The organism is Acinetobacter sp. ASP199 (assembly GCF_022700675.1).
Lineage (GTDB): Bacteria > Pseudomonadota > Gammaproteobacteria > Pseudomonadales > Moraxellaceae > Acinetobacter.
Map to the genome: position 1 here is coordinate 3,012,475 of NZ_CP062182.1, position 20,007 is coordinate 3,032,481.

Below are 20,007 nucleotides of genomic sequence, written 5' to 3' on the forward strand. Positions count from 1 at the left end.
GGGGTTTCTTTTTTTATTCTTTCTTATTTAGGAATACTGCCTTTCAGGCTTTTTAGATATTCCACAACATCTTTATTGCCTGCCATTTCAGCCAGCTCTAAAGCGGTATAGGTGCTGCGATGATCGACATCTGCGCCTTTACTCACCAGCAGCTTCACCACTTCAAGATGATCATTTTCAGCAGCAGCCTGTAATGCGCTATAGCCTTCTTCATCAGCGGAGTTGACGTTCATACCTTCCTGTAGTGCCTGCTCGACCTGTTCGACATCACCTAAGGATGCCCAGTACACCAGTTCAGGAAGATGCAGTTCATCGTCATCTTCAGGGATTGGGGAGAATGATTTGAGGTTCATAGTTGACTACCAATTTTAAAAACTACTTTTTTATACGATATACCATAAACGCAAAAGGAAGAATTTCTTTCATTACTGGAATTGTATATAACTGGCTTTCATGTAATTTATCTTTAGTTTTAACCTCGATAAAATAAATTTCTTTTTGTTTTTCTACAACTATATCAGGCCAACCAGAACGATAACCATAAGGATTTTCAGAAAATTTATAAGCTAATTTTTTGATATTATCTTTAGATAAGGAGTCGTACAAAGCAATTAAAATATTCAGATTCAAATCAGGATAAATACTTTTTATAAATTGCTTATTAAGTATTTCTTCTGCATTTTTAATAGATCTCTTTCATAAATCAAAAAATGATCGTTATATTCATGTTTAAATGGATATTGAAAGTTCCTTCTCCCTCTGGGAGAAGGTTAGGATGAGGGGATTTCTTCTAAAAAACCTCTCCCTGAGGAGCATGTGCTCCGCAAGTCTCCTACAAGGAGAGGGGATTTCCTTTGTAGTGATTAAAAAATGATTTATGCAAGAACCCTAATAAAAGTTTCTTTAGATAATGAGTCTATGGAGTTAATTATAACATCTTTAAAATCTTTCAAAATTTCGAACTGTGCTTCTAAATACCTATTACATGCGTCATCTTTACAACCAAAACTATTTAATTCTGATAACTTATCTAAAAAACATGCTTTCATAAAAGTTAAGATTGCACCTCCTTCCGATGTAGTCCCTATAGAACCTTGGTTTTTAAAATATTCAAGAAGGGCTATTTCTGGTTTACCTTCGTAATCAAGTTTTATTTCAATATAATCTATGTTTAAACGTTCACATTGTTGTATTAGCGATTCTGATTTTCTTTTCATACATAATCATTATTAAAATTAAAATTTTATAACATATAAAAGCCCCCTTTCGGAGGCTTCTTATTTCAAACTTGATTTTAAGCTTTTAATGCAACAGGTTTAGAAGTTGGCAATGCTTCAGGTGCTGATTTCCGTGAAATGAGCGCAACCGCAATAGCCACAATAATCACAGGGAAACCCACTGCCATAAAGTTAATCTGATGTGGAAGCTCCATACCCAACAGCATACCAATCAGAATCGGCCCCACAATCGCACCACTACGCCCTACTGCTGAAGCCCAACCAATACCTGTCGAACGTACGGTTAATGGGTAATACTGTGCCACATAGCTATACAGCAAAATCTGACCACCAATCGCAGATGCACCCGCAACCGCCACCAAGAAATAAATTACAGGTTGCGGTGACTTAAAGCCAAGTAAAGACAATGCCACAGCCCCCGCCAAACATAGACTAATAATCACTGGTTTCAAATGGAATTTATCTGCCAAAATTCCGCCACCGACTGTGCCAATCACCGCACCAATATTCATGGCAAGCAAGAACATCAAACTATTACCCAGTGAGTAACCTGCAGCCATCATCAGTTTAGGTAACCAGCTGCCAAGCGCATATAAGGTCAGTAGACACATAAAGAAAGCTAGCCAAAACAGCAAGGTACTCGCTGCACGACCTTGTTTGAATAAACTGCTCACAAAGGCAGGCTCAGCAACTTTGACTTCACTCAGTTCAAGTTTGGTTTCAACGTTGAAGCTCAGTGATGTATCCAAACGCTGCATAATCGCATGGGCATGTTTGTCTTGTTTGGCTTTGACCAAAAACGTTAATGACTCTGGTAAGAATTTCCAAAGGATCGGTAACAGTAACAGTGGAATACCCGCGATGAAGAACATGATTTCCCAACCAAAATTGGGAGTCAACCATGCACCGAGTAATGCGGCCATCACACCACCTACCGCATAACCACTAAACATGGTGGTTACAAGCGTGGCACGCAAACGCGCAGGTGCATATTCTGAGGTTAAAGCCACAAGGTTTGGCATGACACCGCCAATGCCTAAACCTGCAAGAAAGCGCAGCACACCAAATTCAGTGGGGTTTGAGGCAAAACCACCTGCAAAGGTAAAACCACTGAAAATCAGCACACAAATAAGAATCACTTTTTTACGGCCAATTTTATCGGCCAGTGTTCCAAACATCATTGCACCAAACATCATGCCGGCAAGTGCTGTACTTGCGAGCATGCCCGCCTGAACCGCACTTAAGGACCACTCTTGCATCAATAACGGTAATGCCACACCATTGATCGCAAGGTCATAGCCATCAAATAAAATGATTAGCAAACACCAAAACACCACGTTGCTGTGAAATGGGGTAAATTTGGCCTGATCAATCACGTCATTTACATTGACTGTATTCATTGTCACCTCTCACCTCCTGTGAGATTAAATGTCATTGTTATGTACGCGAAACATGCAGATTCATTCTTTGCTGTTATTTTTATAGATCGATACGGTCATGTTTTCGCTGATCATTAGTTGAGCATAGGTTTATGCACTGAAATACCCGACAAAAGTCTTAACGATCGCCAAATAACTAAACCCATGCGTTTTCTTTTTGATCAAAATAAGCATTGTCATATCGACCAAAAATAAAACCAATTTTTTAAATATGTATAAGTCATTAATTTTTCAAAGGACGAACTTGTCTCTTTTTTTAACTCATAAAAAAAGCCCCCTTTCGGAGGCTTCTTATTTCAAACTTGGTTTTAAGCTTTTGCTGCAACTGTCTCTGCTGAACCAATCTTGTCAGCTTCATTTTCATGCATGATCAGTGCAACCGCAATTGCTGTAATCAGTACCGGTAAACCAACTGCCATAAAGTTGAAGTGTGCAGGCAGATTCATACCGAGTAAGCCACCAATCAGGATTGGACCTACAATCGCACCCATACGACCAATCGCAGAAGACCAGCCAATACCTGTAGAACGTACTGCCAGTGGGTAGTACTGTGCTACATAGCTGTATAGCAACATTTGTGAACCGATTGATGCTGCACCAGCCAGGAACACCAGGATGTAAAGTAAGAATTGGTTAGATGCAAAGCCCATTAAGCTCATTACAGTCGCACCCATGATACCTAAGCACATCAATACTGGTTTCAAATGGAAACGGTCAGCCAGAATACCACCGCCCACAATACCCACAACCGCACCAATATTCATTACCATCATGAACATCAAGCTGTTGTCCATTGAGTAGCCCGCAGCCATCATCAATTTTGGCAACCAGCTGCTGAGAGCATACATCGTCAGCAAGCAAGTGAAGAACGCAATCCAGAACAGTAATGTATTTACAGCACGACCACGACGGAACAAGCTCACTACGTTTGCCGCTTCAGGTACATTTTCCTGAGGTAAAGTAAATACTGTATTTTCAGTTACTTTTACATCTGGTGCCATACGACGCACGATTGCACGCGCTTCTGCTTGGCGGTTTTCTTTCACAATATATGACAATGATTCAGGTAGGAATTTCCAAATCACTGGTAATAAGAATAGTGGAATACCTGCGATAAAGAACATGATTTCCCAACCAAATGTTGGCGTAAACCATGAGCCTAATAACGCTGCCATTACACCACCTACGGCATAACCACTGAACATACCAGTCACAAGCGTACTACGCATTTTCTGTGGTGCATATTCAGATGTTAAAGCCACAAGGTTTGGCATTACACCACCAATGCCTAAACCAGCAAGGAAACGTAAAATACCAAATTCTGTTGGATTTGAAGCAAAACCACCTGCAAAGGTTAAACCGCTGAATAAAACAATACAGATCATGATCACTTTCTTACGACCAATCTTGTCCGCCAAGGAACCAAAGATCATCGCACCAAACATCATGCCTGCAAGAGCTGTACTGGCAAGCATTCCCGCTTGCACTGCACTTAAGCCCCAGTCTTGCATCAATAGTGGTAAAACTACACCATTGATTGCTAAATCGTAGCCGTCAAATAAGATAATGAGTAAACACCAAGCAACTACATTGAAGTGGAAAGGCGTGAATTTCGCATTATCGACTACAGAATTTACATCTATTTTTTCCGTTGTCATCGTTCTCATCTCCCATGAGTACTTGTCCATATATCCTACTGACTATTACGAAAAAATAATCAGTTGCAGCGAATATACTGAAGCAGTTTTTGCCTTACAATAAGACCATAGTTAAGCTAAATTAAAGCTTTAGATGCATTTTATTATGTGAATATTCACGTTATTATTAATATTTAAATTATTGTTTTATATATTTAAAATGTATTTTTAAGTGGATTTTTTTAGTGATTTTTCTAGAAAAAAATATTTTTTGATTTCTGCTAAAAATTATGAATTTAAATGCTGAAACCCCTTATTTGAAGGGGTTTCACGGTTTTTATAGACTAAAAATGAATATAAGAACCTGTGTGTCACTAAGCCTTGACAGCCTTAAGCTTCTGCTTTGCCACGGGATCTGACAGCCAGAGAGTAATGATCATCGGTTTTAAATGGAACTTATCTAGCAGAATACCACCGCCTGCGATGCCAATAACTGCAGCAATATTCATCGCCAGCAAAACATTAAACTATTAGCTAACCAATAGCCTGCCACCTCATCAGTTTCGTTAACCAGCGGCCCTAGTGCATACAGTGTGTGTAAACACATAAAGAAGGCTTAAGAACGACCCTTAAGCATGCTCATCCTCAGTTAGTGTCGTATTAAATAAATACTGATCCTGCAAAACATTCACCGTACGTTGGCTATGTGCAATCACTCGATCTAGCCAACGTTGTCCTGCCAGCAATTCAAATGTTTCATTCATTTTTAAATGATGCAATTGCGCATATTGATGTATATCTTGGCGTAGCTCCTCTCGATTTGCTTTCAGAGCTATTTTCAAGCGCTTTAAATCAGATAATAAATGCTGATAATTTTTTGTCTGTTGCAGGGCTTGATTGAAATCTAATTCATTTTCCAGGACTTCCGCATACTCTAAAGCAAGTTGATTCAGCGACGGTTGAGTACGTATGGCCTGAGTCAGTTCAAGTTGGGTTAGATCACTTCTGAGAACCTTCAAATACACCATCAAACGCAATATATATAATACGTGCTGCTGATTTTTTTGATCTTCGAATGGTTCTAGTTTTTGAATAAAGGCTTCAAGGGCCATCAACCTTTCATCAAGCTGTTTCAACATGGCTGCCGATGGGTAAACCCCATCTTTAATCGCATGTGCTAAATATAAGAATTGCTGAGTGAATAAATGGCGCATCACTTGATCAATTGCAGACAAGGCCAGTATTGGGACTTCTAAACTTGCTTCATTCAGCATCAGCATGACATCATCCTGATCATCCGGAATCAATTTCATCAGTAGCCCGGAAAATTGAGGAATTAAAGGCATATAAATACATGCCCCCAGCAAACTAAAAAGTGTATGAAAAGCTGCAACCAATACCACAGCACTTAAGCCTGCAAATATTTGCCCTGCTGCACTGAAGTGAACAAACATCGGTACAAGAATAAAAAAAGCCAACACTGCACTGAGTACATTAAAACTGAGATGCACGGCTGCTGTTCTTTTGGCACTGACATTTGCACCTATAGCAGCCAATATTGCAGTTGCAACCGTTCCTATATTTTGACCAATCACCAGCATAAATGCTTGTTCTAATTGAATAGCTTGACTTGCTAATGCTGCCAAAGTCGTTGTAATCGCAGCACTAGATGACTGCAAAATAATGGTCATTACGATACCAAACAGTACCAGCAGGATTTTTCCACCAAAATCTTTTGTTTCAAAAACGGATAAATCTATTCTTTCCGCAACACCGGACATCGCGATTTGAAGCAGATCGATTCCATAGAATATTAAGCCAAAACCAGCAACAGCCAGACCAATTAAAGCAATACGCCCTTTAAATAATAATTTTGCCAATGCACCAAAGGCTATAAATGGCAATGCATATTGGCTAATCGAAAACTTTACGCCTAAGAATGCCACCATCCAGCCCGTACTGGTTGTGCCAATATTCGCCCCAATGATTACGCCGATCGACTGAGCAAAACTTAAGATCCCTGCACTCACAAAACCAATGGTTGCCAATGTCGTTGCCGTGGAAGATTGCACAATCAGGGTGGCAATAATGCCCGTACTCATCGCTTTAAACGGTGAACCTGTAAATTTAGCAAACCATTGACGTAAAGCATCACCAGCAAGGTTCTTTAGCGTGTCGGTCATTAAGCTCATGCCCAACAAAAACAGCCCTATTCCGCCTAGTAATTGTACAATGACCTCAGTCAAATCTTATCCTTATTGCTTTATTTTCAGTCAATTACATCATAATCAAAACAGTATGAAAGTAAACTTTATTCTTTTTAGACCTTTTTCCTTTATTAGCCTTATATTTCTATTTTTTACGCATAAAAAAACACCCTCAATCTTTTGATTGGGGGTGTTTTGGAATAATGAGCTGGCGATGACTTACTCTCACATGGGTAACCCCACACTACCATCAGCGCTAAGAGGTTTCACTTCTGAGTTCGGGAAGGGATCAGGTGGTTCACTCTTGCTATTGTCGCCAGCACAACTGTTTATGGATACTCGCTAGGTCTTATGGTTGCCTTGCTTTCTACCAAATGAGTTATTAACAGAGATACTTGAGTCAATCTAAGGTGTTCATTTTATCTAGCTTGATCACTAAATCAAGTTGCTTTGATTAATATGAAATCAATTGATGCTTTACATACAACTGTTTGGGTGTTGTATAGTCAAGCCTCACGAGCAATTAGTATTGGTCAGCTTCATGTATCACTACACTTCCACATCCAACCTATCAACGTCGTAGTCTTCAACGGCTCTTTAGGTGACATAAAGTCACAGGGAAATCTTATCTTGAGGTAGGCTTCCCGCTTAGATGCTTTCAGCGGTTATCCCTTCCGAACATAGCTACCCGGCGATGCGACTGGCGTCACAACCGGTACACCAGAGGTTCGTCCACTCTGGTCCTCTCGTACTAGGAGCAGATCCTCTCAAATTTCCAGCGCCCACGGTAGATAGGGACCGAACTGTCTCACGACGTTCTAAACCCAGCTCGCGTACCTCTTTAAATGGCGAACAGCCATACCCTTGGGACCTGCTTCAGCCCCAGGATGAGATGAGCCGACATCGAGGTGCCAAACACCGCCGTCGATATGAACTCTTGGGCGGTATCAGCCTGTTATCCCCAGAGTACCTTTTATCCGTTGAGCGATGGCCCTTCCATACAGAACCACCGGATCACTAAGACCTACTTTCGTACCTGCTCGACTTGTGGGTCTCGCAGTTAAGCGCGCTTTTGCCTTTATACTCTACGCGTGATTTCCGACCACGCTGAGCGCACCTTCGTACTCCTCCGTTACTCTTTAGGAGGAGACCGCCCCAGTCAAACTACCCACCAGACATGGTCCTCGCTCCAGATAATGGAGCAGAGTTAGAACCTCAATATTACCAGGGTGGTATTTCAAGGACGGCTCCATGGCAACTAGCGTCGCCACTTCAAAGCCTCCCACCTATCCTACACAAGTAAGATCAAAGTTCAATGTCAAGCTGCAGTAAAGGTTCACGGGGTCTTTCCGTCTAGCCGCGGGTACACCGCATCTTCACGGCGATTTCGATTTCACTGAGCCTCTGCTGGAGACAGCGCCCCCATCATTATGCCATTCGTGCAGGTCGGAACTTACCCGACAAGGAATTTCGCTACCTTAGGACCGTTATAGTTACGGCCGCCGTTTACTGGGGCTTCGATCAATAGCTTCGCTTGCGCTAACCACATCAATTAACCTTCCAGCACCGGGCAGGCATCACACCCTATACGTCCACTTTCGTGTTTGCAGAGTGCTATGTTTTTAATAAACAGTTGCAGGGGCCTGGTTTCTGAGGCTGTCGACAGCTCAAGGAGCAAGTCCTATCACCATCAACAGCGTACCTTCTCCCGAAGTTACGGTACCATTTTGCCTAGTTCCTTCAGCAGAGTTCTCTCAAGCGCTTTGGTCTACTCGACCTGACCACCTGTGTCGGTTTCGGGTACGATTCCTGTTTAACTGAAGCTTAGAGACTTTTCCTGGAAGTATGGTATCAGCCACTTCACTGTACAAGTACAGCTTGCTATCAGTTCTCAGCATAGAGTACCCCGGATTTGCCTAAGATACATGCCTACAACCTTCCACCTGGACAACCAACGCCAGGCTGACTTAACCTTCTCCGTCCTCTCATCGCATTAAACAGAAGTATTGGAATATTAACCAATTTCCCATCGACTACGCCTCTCGGCCTCGCCTTAGGGGTCGACTCACCCAGCCCCGATTAACGTTGGACTGGAACCCTTGGTCTTTCAGCGAGCGGGTTTTTCACCCGCTTTGTCGTTACTCACGTCAGCATTCGCACTTCTGATACCTCCAGCAGACTTCTCAATCCACCTTCATCGGCTTACAGAACGCTCCCCTACCACTTGCAATAAATTGCAAATCCGCAGCTTCGGCATATAGTTTTAGCCCCGTTACATCTTCCGCGCAGGCCGACTCGACTAGTGAGCTATTACGCTTTCTTTAAAGGGTGGCTGCTTCTAAGCCAACCTCCTAGCTGTCTATGCCTTCCCACATCGTTTCCCACTTAACTATAATTTAGGGGCCTTAGCTGGCGGTCTGGATTGTTTTCCTCTTGACTACGGACGTTAGCACCCGCAGTCTGTCTCCCGGATAGTACTCATTGGTATTCGGAGTTTGCATCGGTTTGGTAAGTCGGGATGACCCCCTAGCCGAAACAGTGCTCTACCCCCAATGGTATTCGTCCGAGGCGCTACCTAAATAGCTTTCGGGGAGAACCAGCTATCACCGAGTTTGATTAGCCTTTCACCCCTATCCACAAGTCATCCCCTGGCTTTTCAACGACAGTGGGTTCGGTCCTCCAGTCAGTGTTACCTAACCTTCAACCTGCTCATGGATAGATCACCCGGTTTCGGGTCTATACCCAGCAACTAAACGCCCTATTAAGACTCGGTTTCCCTACGGCTCCCCTATACGGTTAACCTTGCTACTGAATATAAGTCGCTGACCCATTATACAAAAGGTACGCAGTCACCGAACAAGTCGGCTCCCACTGCTTGTATGCATGCGGTTTCAGGATCTATTTCACTCCCCTCACAGGGGTTCTTTTCGCCTTTCCCTCACGGTACTGGTTCACTATCGGTCAGTCAGGAGTATTTAGCCTTGGAGGATGGTCCCCCCATATTCAGACAAGGTTTCACGTGCCTCGCCCTACTCGACATCATCATATCAGCCCTTTCGTGTACAGGACTATCACCCACTATGGTTGCACTTCCCAGAGCATTCCACTAAAACTGATATGACTTAATGGGCTGTTCCCCGTTCGCTCGCCGCTACTGAGGGAATCTCAATTGATTTCTTTTCCTAGAGGTACTGAGATGTTTCACTTCCCTCCGTTCGCCTCATTAACCTATGTATTCAGTTAATGATACCTGGCTTATACCAGGTGGGTTTCCCCATTCAGACATCTCCGGATCACAGGATATTTGCCGCCTCCCCGGAGCTTTTCGCAGGCTATCACGTCTTTCATCGCCTCTGACTGCCAAGGCATCCACCACATGCACTTAATTACTTGACTATACAACCCCAAACAGTCGTTAACCCTTACAAGTTAGGTTAGCAACAGATCATGATGATTTCTCATCACTCTCATACAGTTGGCGTCTTGTGCATTTAAGCACTGTACAGCTTCAATTAGATTCATATACCAAAACGCTTGATTCAGTTTAATCGCTAGAACTCATTTCATTCAACTTTCACAATTGCTTGTTAGGTTGTTTAAAACGAGTTTGAACAAATTATTTCAACTCAAATATATTCTGTTAATGATTCACTGCATCCTCGTCGGAGTGCAGTCAACTGTGATAGATCACAGAGATTATCAAGTGCGCGTATCATAACGCTTGTACTTGTTAATCTCTAGGATCTCATCAATTGATCGCTTATTTCTTAGCTCATCTTACATCTGCTTGACCAACTAGTAGTCAATGATGTGATGGTGGAGACTAGGAGAGTCGAACTCCTGACCTCCTGCGTGCAAAGCAGGCGCTCTACCAACTAAGCTAAGTCCCCAGCTTATCATTTAGGATTCAATGTATCGTATGAGTATGTCATGGTGGGTCTGACAAGACTTGAACTTGTGACCCCACGCTTATCAAGCGTGTGCTCTAACCAACTGAGCTACAGACCCTCAGATACATCGTCATGAAGAACAACTTGTTGTGGATTCTTACCAATCGTCAATCTTTCGTTAAGGAGGTGATCCAGCCGCAGGTTCCCCTACGGCTACCTTGTTACGACTTCACCCCAGTCATCGGCCACACCGTGGTAAGCGTCCTCCTTACGGTTAGACTACCTACTTCTGGTGCAACAAACTCCCATGGTGTGACGGGCGGTGTGTACAAGGCCCGGGAACGTATTCACCGCGGCATTCTGATCCGCGATTACTAGCGATTCCGACTTCACGCAGTCGAGTTGCAGACTGCGATCCGGACTACGATCGGCTTTTTGAGATTAGCATCCTCTCGCGAGGTAGCAACCCTTTGTACCGACCATTGTAGCACGTGTGTAGCCCTGGCCGTAAGGGCCATGATGACTTGACGTCGTCCCCGCCTTCCTCCAGTTTGTCACTGGCAGTATCCTTAAAGTTCCCGGCATAACCCGCTGGCAAATAAGGAAAAGGGTTGCGCTCGTTGCGGGACTTAACCCAACATCTCACGACACGAGCTGACGACAGCCATGCAGCACCTGTATCTAAGTTCCCGAAGGCACCAATCCATCTCTGGAAAGTTCTTAGTATGTCAAGGCCAGGTAAGGTTCTTCGCGTTGCATCGAATTAAACCACATGCTCCACCGCTTGTGCGGGCCCCCGTCAATTCATTTGAGTTTTAGTCTTGCGACCGTACTCCCCAGGCGGTCTACTTATCGCGTTAGCTGCGCCACTAAAGCCTCAAAGGCCCCAACGGCTAGTAGACATCGTTTACGGCATGGACTACCAGGGTATCTAATCCTGTTTGCTCCCCATGCTTTCGTACCTCAGCGTCAGTATTAGGCCAGATGGCTGCCTTCGCCATCGGTATTCCTCCAGATCTCTACGCATTTCACCGCTACACCTGGAATTCTACCATCCTCTCCCATACTCTAGCTTTCCAGTATCGAATGCAATTCCTAAGTTAAGCTCAGGGATTTCACATCCGACTTAAAAAGCCGCCTACGCACGCTTTACGCCCAGTAAATCCGATTAACGCTCGCACCCTCTGTATTACCGCGGCTGCTGGCACAGAGTTAGCCGGTGCTTATTCTGCGAGTAACGTCCAAACATCTAGAGTATTAATCTAGAGTTCCTCCTCCTCGCTTAAAGTGCTTTACAACCAAAAGGCCTTCTTCACACACGCGGCATGGCTGGATCAGGCTTCCGCCCATTGTCCAATATTCCCCACTGCTGCCTCCCGTAGGAGTCTGGGCCGTGTCTCAGTCCCAGTGTGGCGGATCATCCTCTCAGACCCGCTACAGATCGTCGCCTTGGTAGGCCTTTACCCCACCAACTAGCTAATCCGACTTAGGCTCATCTACTAGCGCAAGGCCCGAAGGTCCCCTGCTTTCTCCCGTAGGACGTATGCGGTATTAGCGTTCCTTTCGGAACGTTGTCCCCCACTAATAGGCAGATTCCTAAGCATTACTCACCCGTCCGCCGCTAAGATCCAGTAGCAAGCTACCTTCACCCCGCTCGACTTGCATGTGTTAAGCCTGCCGCCAGCGTTCAATCTGAGCCATGATCAAACTCTTCAGTTTAAAATCAATAGTACATATAGTGTACCAATCTTGGCTCATCAATTACTGACAAAAAATTTGCTCAAATAAACTTCGAGAAATTTCTACCAATTATCAATGAAAATATATTCGATTGATCAACCAGTAAAAATCCACACAAGTTGTTCTTCATAATCTCTTAATGATCTTTCTAACACCTCGTCAGTGCTAGAAGCTGGACTTGAAACACTTAACAACTTAGCAATCTGCTTCGTTCGTTTCCGTGTATCTCGTCGGTATGGGTGCATTCTAGAGGATTTCAGAATCATTGCAACCCCCAATTCACTATATTTTTCACGTATGTATCTTTTTTCTACGAAAACCACTAAAAAATCGCTTTTTTATCTAAATTTTGACCGTTTTATTCAAATAAAACCTGTATTCAGTGCAATTCATTTTAAAACAGGCATTTTCATTAAGACCTAATAGCTCTCAAAAACGTACTGATTTTTAATTAGACCGTGAAATTTCAGCTCTGTATTTAAAATTTTCCAAAACTCTCTTATATCAGCTTACATATTTTACTGTTTTCTACCCGACTTATAGATATAGGCCACATCAGGAAAGTCAGTTTGCTGCTTTTACACCAGCCTTTCTTTCTAATTTGAGGTTTTAAAAAGTAAAAATCGCTAAATCAGCTTTATTAAGCTCTATATAAGTTACAAAACCTGATTTAGCCCCTATATAAAGCTAAATAGCATGTTAAGACTATTAAGCTGCGTATTGGCGATGCTTATGCCCCAACCAGTGATGCATGACTTCCTCAATCACTTCTTTTTTACCTTTATAGTCCTCAGCAGCAAATAACAATTTAGCCCGACGTGGCAATCGCTCTTTGACTAATGAAAATAACGGATAGTGTGATGCAAGATCTAATTGCTGTAATAAAGCATGTGCATGGTCAAAGGATTGCTGTTTCTGTTCAGGCGTATCGTATTCAAATAGAAAACGTAAAATGAAATCAATTTCCTGATCAAAAATATCCTGAGTCTGATAATGATACATAAACACTGCTTACCCTCTTATTTTTAATTTATAGATCTTCTTTGAGACCTCATATGATCAGCATACTAATAATTTTCTGAATGTCAGTATCCATCCAGCGATCTTCGCTGAATTTAAAGCAAATAAAAAGTGTGATGTTTAAAAGAAAATATCGAAAAGAAAGGGGAAATTTTGCCAATAAAAAAGGAAGAGATCTCTCCCAAAATCTCTCCCTTAGAGTTGAATCTTTACCCGATCCATTATGTCATTATTATAGTTATTTGCTTTAGTATCTTAAAAAAAAGTCTCTTGGTGAAGAGACTATATAAGTTGTGGAGTTAGTTGTTATTACCACTACCCTCTAGATGTGCTTAAAGCGAATTCTCTAGATGAATAAATCTTATACATAATAATAGGGAAACGCAAGGGATTCGGAAAAATTTAACTCTTGTTTTTATAAGGTTTTTTTTGAATTTGCTTATTTGATTTTTAAATATAGGGATCCATAAAAAAAAGCAGGCCGAAGCCTGCTTTTAATTCAATAACTTAGAAAAAATCTTAGTCAACAAAAGTTACTTTTGCGATGGCTTTTTTGCTTGCCTGAACAATCAAAGTCACGTTTTCTTTCACAGAAAAAGTTGTATCAACTGGCTTCCAATCTACTTTTACCGCACCACGGCCAAGTGCATCTTTAGCTTGTGCCGAGTTTTTAGTCAGACCTGCTTCACGCAGAATCGACGTAATAAAGATTTCACCACCAAACTCGCTCAGTGAAATGGTAATTTCAGGTGTACCTTCTGGAAGTTCACCTTCAGTAATTAAGTTACCTGCACCTTTATGTGCATTGGCTGCTGCTTCCGCACCGTGGAAACGCTCAACCAGTTCAAGTGCAAGAATCTTTTTCACTTCTTGTGGATTGCGACCCTCAGCCACTTCTTTAAGCAACTGCTGGATTTCTTCAATTGATTTAAAACTTAAAAGATCAAAGTAACGTTCAATCAGTGAATCCGGCATTGAAAGCACTTTTTGATACATTGCACCCGGTGCATCAAACACACCAATATAGTTACCTAAAGATTTAGACATCTTGTTAACGCCATCTAAACCCTCAAGAATTGGTACAGTAATACATACTTGTGCTTCTTGGTCATAACGACCTTGCAACGTACGACCCATTAACAGGTTAAAGGTTTGGTCTGTACCACCCAGCTCTACGTCTGCTTCAAGCGCTACAGAGTCATAACCTTGTACCAGTGGATACAAGAATTCGTGAATCGCAATCGGTTGTTGGTTGTTATAACGCTTGGTAAAGTCATCACGCTCAAGCATACGCGCAACAGTTTGCTGCGATGCCAATTGAATTAAATCAGCCGCAGTTTTTTGTGCAAACCATTCAGAGTTGAACACCACTTTGGTTTTGTTTGGATCAAGAATTTTAAATACTTGTTCTTGATAAGTTTTTGCGTTTTCTAGAACCTGTTCACGTGATAATGGTGGACGTGTTGCGCTTTTGCCGGTTGGGTCACCAATCATCGCAGTATAGTCACCAATCAGGAAGAAAACTTCGTGGCCCAAGTCCTGGAATACTTTTAGCTTATTGATCAGGACAGTATGACCTAAGTGCAAGTCAGGTGCAGTTGGGTCAAAACCCGCTTTAATTTTTAGTGGACGATTCTGCTTTAATTTCTTCAGAAGATCTTCTTCAGAAATAATTTCGTGTGTGCCTCGTTGGATGAGGGCAAGTTGTTCTTCAGCCGGCAGGAAATTTGACATCACAAAACCTAAATACATCAGTTATTCAATTTGTGCGATATACTAACACTTTTTCAGCACATTGCAGGCTTAAGAATAACCATGACAGCGATCTATATTGGGGTAATGACCGGCACAAGCATGGATGGTGTCGATATTGTTGCTGCTTCTTTTGATCCACTCCAGCTTCACGCCACCCTCACCTTGCCTTTTGATCATGATCTTCGTGATGAACTGATGGCACTCACACTGCCCGGCGATAATGAAATTGACCGCATGGGTAAAGCAGATGTTGCTCTGGCACAGATGATTGGTCATGGTATTAATGAGCTGATTGAAAAAAATAATCTGGATCGTTCGCAGATCAAGGCGATTGGCTCACATGGGCAGACCATTCGCCACCGCCCTGAACACGGTTTTACTCTACAAATTGGCGATCCAAATATCATTACAGAAATCACCCGGATTCCGGTAATTTCCGATTTCCGTCGTCGTGATCTGGCGGCTGGTGGTCAGGGTGCACCTCTGGTTCCGGCTTTCCATCAGGATATTTTTCAGCATGACAGCATTCACCGTGTAATTCTGAATCTAGGTGGTATTGCCAATGTCAGTATTCTACCTGCGGGTCAACCGGATCAAGTTTATGGCTTTGATACTGGACCGGCTAATATTCTGATGGATGCTTGGTGTCAGCGTTATACCGGTCAGCCTTTTGATGAAAATGGCAATTGGGCAGCTTATGGTACGCCAATCCGTAGCCTGTTAGATCGTTTGCAGGAACATGCATTTTTCTCCAAAGAACCCCCTAAAAGTACCGGCCGTGAAGACTTTAACCTGGAATGGCTGGATGAACAGATTGCCGATTGGCGCAGTGCTTTAGAATATGACGAGCTGGAAGATACCCCTGAAAATGTTCAGGCAACGCTCATGAAGCTCACCACACGTGCGATTAAAAAAGCGATTTATCGTTCTGGTCTGGATACGGGTGAAGTCTATGTTTGTGGAGGTGGTGCTTATAATTCACATCTACTGGAACAGCTGCGCTGGCGTTTGCGTAAACATCACTGGAGTGTGCAAACTACAGCTGAATTAGGCTTAAATCCAACTTGGGTCGAAGGTACTGCTTTTGCCTGGCTGGCGATGCGCTTTATAAACCAGCTGAGTGGTAACCTGCCGGCTGTGACCGGTGCTTCAGGTTATCGTGTGCTCGGTACCATTACTGCCATCTAAGCCCTGCTTAACCATATTATTTACATGACTATATATAGTTACTTAAAAAAATAGTCATTAAAAAAGGTCTGCATTATTGCAGACCTTTTTTTCAATCTCTGTTATTGCATCATCAGTTTGGCATTTTCATTTCTGAAAGCACGCAAAATCTGCTGACCTGCCCGTCCGGTTGGATTTAAGCCTAAACGAATTTGTTCCTGTCGAATCGCCTGACGGGTTTTATCGCCAATCAAACCATCCACCGCACCAATGTCATAACCACGATTTAAAAGGAATTGCTGAATCTCTCGACGTTCTGCACGTGATGTGCCAGCATCATCAGTCGGCCACGACTGAACAAAACTACCTTTAGCTTGTAAACGATCTGACAGATGTGCAATGGCTAAAGCATAGCTTTCGGCTGCATTATAACTATATATAGCATCGAAATTTTTAAACACTAAAAATAACGGGCCATTAGCACCGGCAGGTGCCAATAAACCAGCCTGAGAAGATTCCGATAAATTCCCTTGTAATAGCGGAGTGCCATCAGCACGTACCACACCACGATTTATCCAACTACTCAGAGATGTTTTATTACGACGACCTTCGCCTGAGATAGACATACCTTGTGGAATTTTTACTTCAAAGCCCCAAGGCTGCCCGCTTTGCCAGCCGCGTTTTTTCAAGAAGTTGGCTGTTGAAGCCAAGGCATCTGGAATACTTCCAACTAAATCACGACGCCCATCACCATCAAAATCGACCGCCAGTTCATCATAAGTGGATGGCATGAACTGGGTATGACCAAAAGCTCCTGCCCATGAACCTTTAAGCTGGTTTTCATAGACATCACCGCGTTGCAATAACTTCATGGTGGTAAAGAACTCACCACGGAAATAACTTTGTCGACGACCTTCACAGCTCAAAGTACCGAGCGCCTGCAACAAAGGATATTGACCGGAAATATCACCATAATTACTTTCCACGCCCCAGACTGCCACTACAGTTTCAGCCGGAATACCATAAGCAGCACTAACTCGATTTAATACGTCGCGATGCTGCTGTAATTTCTGACGGCCCTGCTGCACACGTTCTTCATCGACCAGACCAGACAGATAATCCCAAATTGGCGTTGAAAATTCTGGCTGATAGTTGAGTCTTTCAATTACAGAATAATCAGGGGTCAAATTTTGAGTATATCGGTCATAGGTCGCTGCATAGACACCTTTAGCGAGTGCCTGGGATTTTAATCCAGCCAGACAGCTTTGAAATGAGCTGGAATTTGGCGTAGAGATGCCAAGACTCGAGGACAGTTCTGATGCACTCACACGCTGTCCATTAATAATCAGTTCAGCCTGTGCCTGAGAAGCAGCCAAAACGATTGAGCCAAGAAAAAGTGCAAGCCGTTGCATAGTACCCTTAAATACTTATATTTCGCATTATGTTCCTATTCACCTTATCAGCTTGTGGATAAAATTAAAGCCTAAATACGTAAAATTTAAATTCATATTTTCTTCATTTTTAAATTTATTTGTAAGTTTTGAATTTAAAAACTTATCCACAAGTTACTTTAAATTCAAATTTGAATCAATTTTTTAAATTTAAATTCAAAACCCGTATTGCCAGCCTTTTAAATTCAAAACAGACTATATGGATAACTAACCATCTACCCGCTTAAGAATACGTAATTTCAGATACTTAAGATTTAAATTCATTTATAAAAAATAGAAGAGGAATTTTTAAATTCAAAACTTTGAATTCATTTCCTGGTTTTTAAATTTATTGTTTTAAATTTAAAATCTAAATTCAAATACTCTCATTTGAATTTATTTTATGAATTTAAATTCATATTTTATTTTTGTTTGAATTTAAAACACCTTTTTAAATTCAAATCTGATGCTTTCCGCTTGATAGAAGCTCTGATCATCATTCACATCATGAGCTTTTCAATGTGATGTTAATTGTATAATTATTATACGTTTTTTCAAAAATCCATCCGACCAATAGCAGGGGATTTTCAAAGAGGCGCAATCATGCCTGAAAGCAAACAAATAAAAAAGCGACCACTGGTGTGATCGCTTTTTTTATCAGCAAGTTCAAGTTTAGATGGTCATATCTTCGCTTAATGCTAAAGGATTCGGTAAAATCTTCGCTAATTGACGACATAAGGTTGTCAATTCTGCACTGTCATTTGGCATCAACGTAATGTGACCAATCTTACGACCTTCGCGCTCTGACTTGTTATACAGATGCAAATGCGCACCTTCTAAGGCCAATACATCTTCAGTCTTTGGATGCTGACCAATAATATTCACCAAAATACTTGGGCGAATAATATCGGTTGAACCTAAAGGCAGACCTGCCACGGCGCGAATGTGGTTTTCAAATTGCGAACATACCGCACCTTCAATCGACCAGTGACCTGAGTTGTGTACACGTGGTGCCATCTCATTGGCATACAAACCTTTATCTGTCACAAACAATTCAAGTGTCAACACACCTACATAGTTCAAATGATTGAGCAGGCGAGTGATGTAATCTTGCGCCACAGGCTGTAGATCTGCACTGTTCGGTGCAGGCACAATCGAGTGTGACAGGATGCCATTGTGATGGTGGTTTTCAGCCAATGGCCATGTTTTCACATCACCATTTTGACCACGTACCGCAATGATTGACACTTCACGCGAGAAGGTCACAAAGCTTTCTGCAATCAATTCACCCGCAGGGCCAAGTTCTGCCCATGCTTGATCGATTTGATCAGCTGTACGCAATACGAACTGACCTTTACCATCGTAACCGCCACGCGAGGTTTTCAGTACGATTGGCAGCCCCAGTTCAGCCACTGCATCTTTTAAGCTGTCCAATGAAGTCACTGCTTTATACGGCGCAACCGGAATCGCAAGTTCATCAAACAAGGCTTTTTCAGACAAACGATGTTGTGCAATTGCCAACGCCTGACGTGGTGGATGAAGCTGTTTGCTTTGCGTCAATACATCTACATCTGCCAATGGCGTATTTTCAAACTCAAGGCTGAAGACATCTGCACTTGCGATGAAATCTTGCAGACCATTTTCCGCTTTGGTTGAAATCACTTGACCCAACGCTGCTGAAGGGCAGTCCGTGCTCGCTTCAAAGAAGGTGCATTGAATATTCAAAGGTAAGGCAGCTTGCGCCATCATGCGACCCAGTTGACCGCCACCAAAAATACCGATGGTTTTATCCATGATGAATGTCCCGTATTAAGCTTGGCTTTAGTTTTGACCTGGAATGTTGTTGCTTGCAACTTTATCAGTTTGCGCCGCACGGAAATCTGCAACATTTTTTGCGATGTCCGGACGTGTTAAACCGAGAATTTGCGCCGCCATAATTGCCGCATTTGTTGCACCCGCAGGACCAATCGCCAACGTACCCACTGCAATACCGGCAGGCATTTGTACAATTGAAAGCAATGAATCAACGCCGTTTAAAATTGATGATTTTACTGGCACACCAAGTACAGGAAGATCAGTTTTCGCCGCACACATACCTGGTAAATGCGCAGCACCACCAGCACCGGCAATAATGACTTGGATGCCGCGATCACGTGCTTGTTCAGCATATTCAAACAAACGGTCAGGAGTACGGTGTGCAGAAACCACTTCGGCTTCAAAAGGAACACCAAGTTGCTTTAGCATATTGGCTGTGTGTTCGAGAGTTGCCCAGTCTGACTGAGAACCCATGATAATACCTACTAGTGGAGCAGCCGCGTTCATTGCAAATTTTTCCAGAGATTAAAGTAAAGAAGATAAATCTCGACGAGAGAGCCAAGCTTTAATAGGAGGGTCTATTATAGACTGAAAATTCAGCTTCATAAAATTTAACGGTCAAAGCAAGACCCGATTTTTCTTATTTTTTTAATGAAATCCTAAAATCTG

At 42.5% G+C, this 20,007-nt stretch carries 12 protein-coding genes, 2 tRNA genes and 3 rRNA genes; 1 reads left to right on the forward strand and 16 read right to left on the reverse strand.

All coding sequences use genetic code 11. The features are described from left to right. Window positions 1-23 precede the first annotated feature (23 nt). From IHE35_RS14460 to tyrS, 13 genes are all read right to left on the reverse strand, one after another. Complete coding sequence (locus IHE35_RS14460; RefSeq protein ID WP_242788296.1) at window positions 24-353, reverse strand: ankyrin repeat domain-containing protein; 330 nt, start codon at window positions 351-353, stop codon at window positions 24-26. 22 nt (window positions 354-375) lie between these two features. Beyond that, window positions 376-630 (reverse strand): VRR-NUC domain-containing protein, encoded by a 255-nt coding sequence (locus IHE35_RS14465; RefSeq protein WP_242788297.1) that lies wholly within the window; start codon window positions 628-630, stop codon window positions 376-378. 245 nt (window positions 631-875) lie between these two features. Next, window positions 876-1,217: a hypothetical protein gene (locus tag IHE35_RS14470; protein WP_242788298.1), complete on the reverse strand. Its 342-nt coding sequence runs from the start codon at window positions 1,215-1,217 to the stop codon at window positions 876-878. 77 nt (window positions 1,218-1,294) lie between these two features. Next, complete coding sequence (locus IHE35_RS14475) at window positions 1,295-2,644, reverse strand: aromatic acid/H+ symport family MFS transporter (RefSeq protein ID WP_242788299.1); 1,350 nt, start codon at window positions 2,642-2,644, stop codon at window positions 1,295-1,297. Window positions 2,645-2,985: 341 nt separating this feature from the next. Then, a complete protein-coding gene (locus tag IHE35_RS14480; RefSeq protein ID WP_242788300.1) occupies window positions 2,986-4,335 on the reverse strand; it encodes an MFS transporter in 1,350 nt (449 codons plus the stop codon). A 608-nt stretch (window positions 4,336-4,943) separates the two neighbouring features. Next, entirely contained in the window at window positions 4,944-6,560 is a 1,617-nt protein-coding gene (locus tag IHE35_RS14485; RefSeq protein WP_242788301.1) for a Na/Pi symporter, read from the reverse strand. A gap of 167 nt (window positions 6,561-6,727) precedes the next feature. Then, window positions 6,728-6,842, reverse strand: a 5S ribosomal RNA gene (rrf, locus tag IHE35_RS14490). 181 nt (window positions 6,843-7,023) lie between these two features. Beyond that, a 23S ribosomal RNA gene (locus tag IHE35_RS14495) occupies window positions 7,024-9,917 on the reverse strand. A gap of 418 nt (window positions 9,918-10,335) precedes the next feature. Further along, window positions 10,336-10,411 (reverse strand) — tRNA-Ala (locus IHE35_RS14500). 41 nt (window positions 10,412-10,452) lie between these two features. After that, window positions 10,453-10,529: transfer RNA gene (locus tag IHE35_RS14505), tRNA-Ile, on the reverse strand. Window positions 10,530-10,590: 61 nt separating this feature from the next. Next, window positions 10,591-12,130 (reverse strand): 16S ribosomal RNA (locus IHE35_RS14510). The 16S, 23S and 5S rRNA genes sit together here with 2 tRNA genes alongside, the layout of an rRNA operon. Before the next feature lie 729 nt (window positions 12,131-12,859). Continuing rightward, complete coding sequence (locus IHE35_RS14515) at window positions 12,860-13,153, reverse strand: hypothetical protein (protein ID WP_242788302.1); 294 nt, start codon at window positions 13,151-13,153, stop codon at window positions 12,860-12,862. Between the two features lie 537 nt (window positions 13,154-13,690). Then, the gene (gene tyrS, locus IHE35_RS14520; RefSeq protein ID WP_242788303.1) at window positions 13,691-14,923 is read right to left on the reverse strand and encodes a tyrosine--tRNA ligase; all 1,233 of its coding nucleotides are present in this window, start codon (window positions 14,921-14,923) and stop codon (window positions 13,691-13,693) included. A 63-nt stretch (window positions 14,924-14,986) separates the two neighbouring features. On the opposite strand from tyrS, the gene IHE35_RS14525 reads away from it, so the two are divergent. Beyond that, the gene (locus tag IHE35_RS14525; RefSeq protein ID WP_242788304.1) at window positions 14,987-16,114 is read left to right on the forward strand and encodes an anhydro-N-acetylmuramic acid kinase; all 1,128 of its coding nucleotides are present in this window, start codon (window positions 14,987-14,989) and stop codon (window positions 16,112-16,114) included. A 101-nt stretch (window positions 16,115-16,215) separates the two neighbouring features. Here IHE35_RS14525 and IHE35_RS14530 read toward each other — a convergent pair whose 3' ends face one another. The 3 genes from IHE35_RS14530 to purE all read right to left on the reverse strand — a co-directional run bounded on the left by IHE35_RS14530 (window position 16,216) and on the right by purE (window position 19,845). Further along, entirely contained in the window at window positions 16,216-17,505 is a 1,290-nt protein-coding gene (locus tag IHE35_RS14530; protein ID WP_242788305.1) for a lytic murein transglycosylase, read from the reverse strand. Window positions 17,506-18,195: 690 nt separating this feature from the next. Then, window positions 18,196-19,317, reverse strand: a complete 1,122-nt coding sequence (locus IHE35_RS14535) for a 5-(carboxyamino)imidazole ribonucleotide synthase (RefSeq protein ID WP_242788306.1) — start codon at window positions 19,315-19,317, stop codon at window positions 18,196-18,198. A 27-nt stretch (window positions 19,318-19,344) separates the two neighbouring features. Continuing rightward, on the reverse strand, window positions 19,345-19,845 hold the full coding sequence (purE, locus tag IHE35_RS14540) for a 5-(carboxyamino)imidazole ribonucleotide mutase (RefSeq protein ID WP_242788308.1): 501 nt from the start codon (window positions 19,843-19,845) through the stop codon (window positions 19,345-19,347). Between the last annotated feature and the right edge of the window lie 162 nt (window positions 19,846-20,007).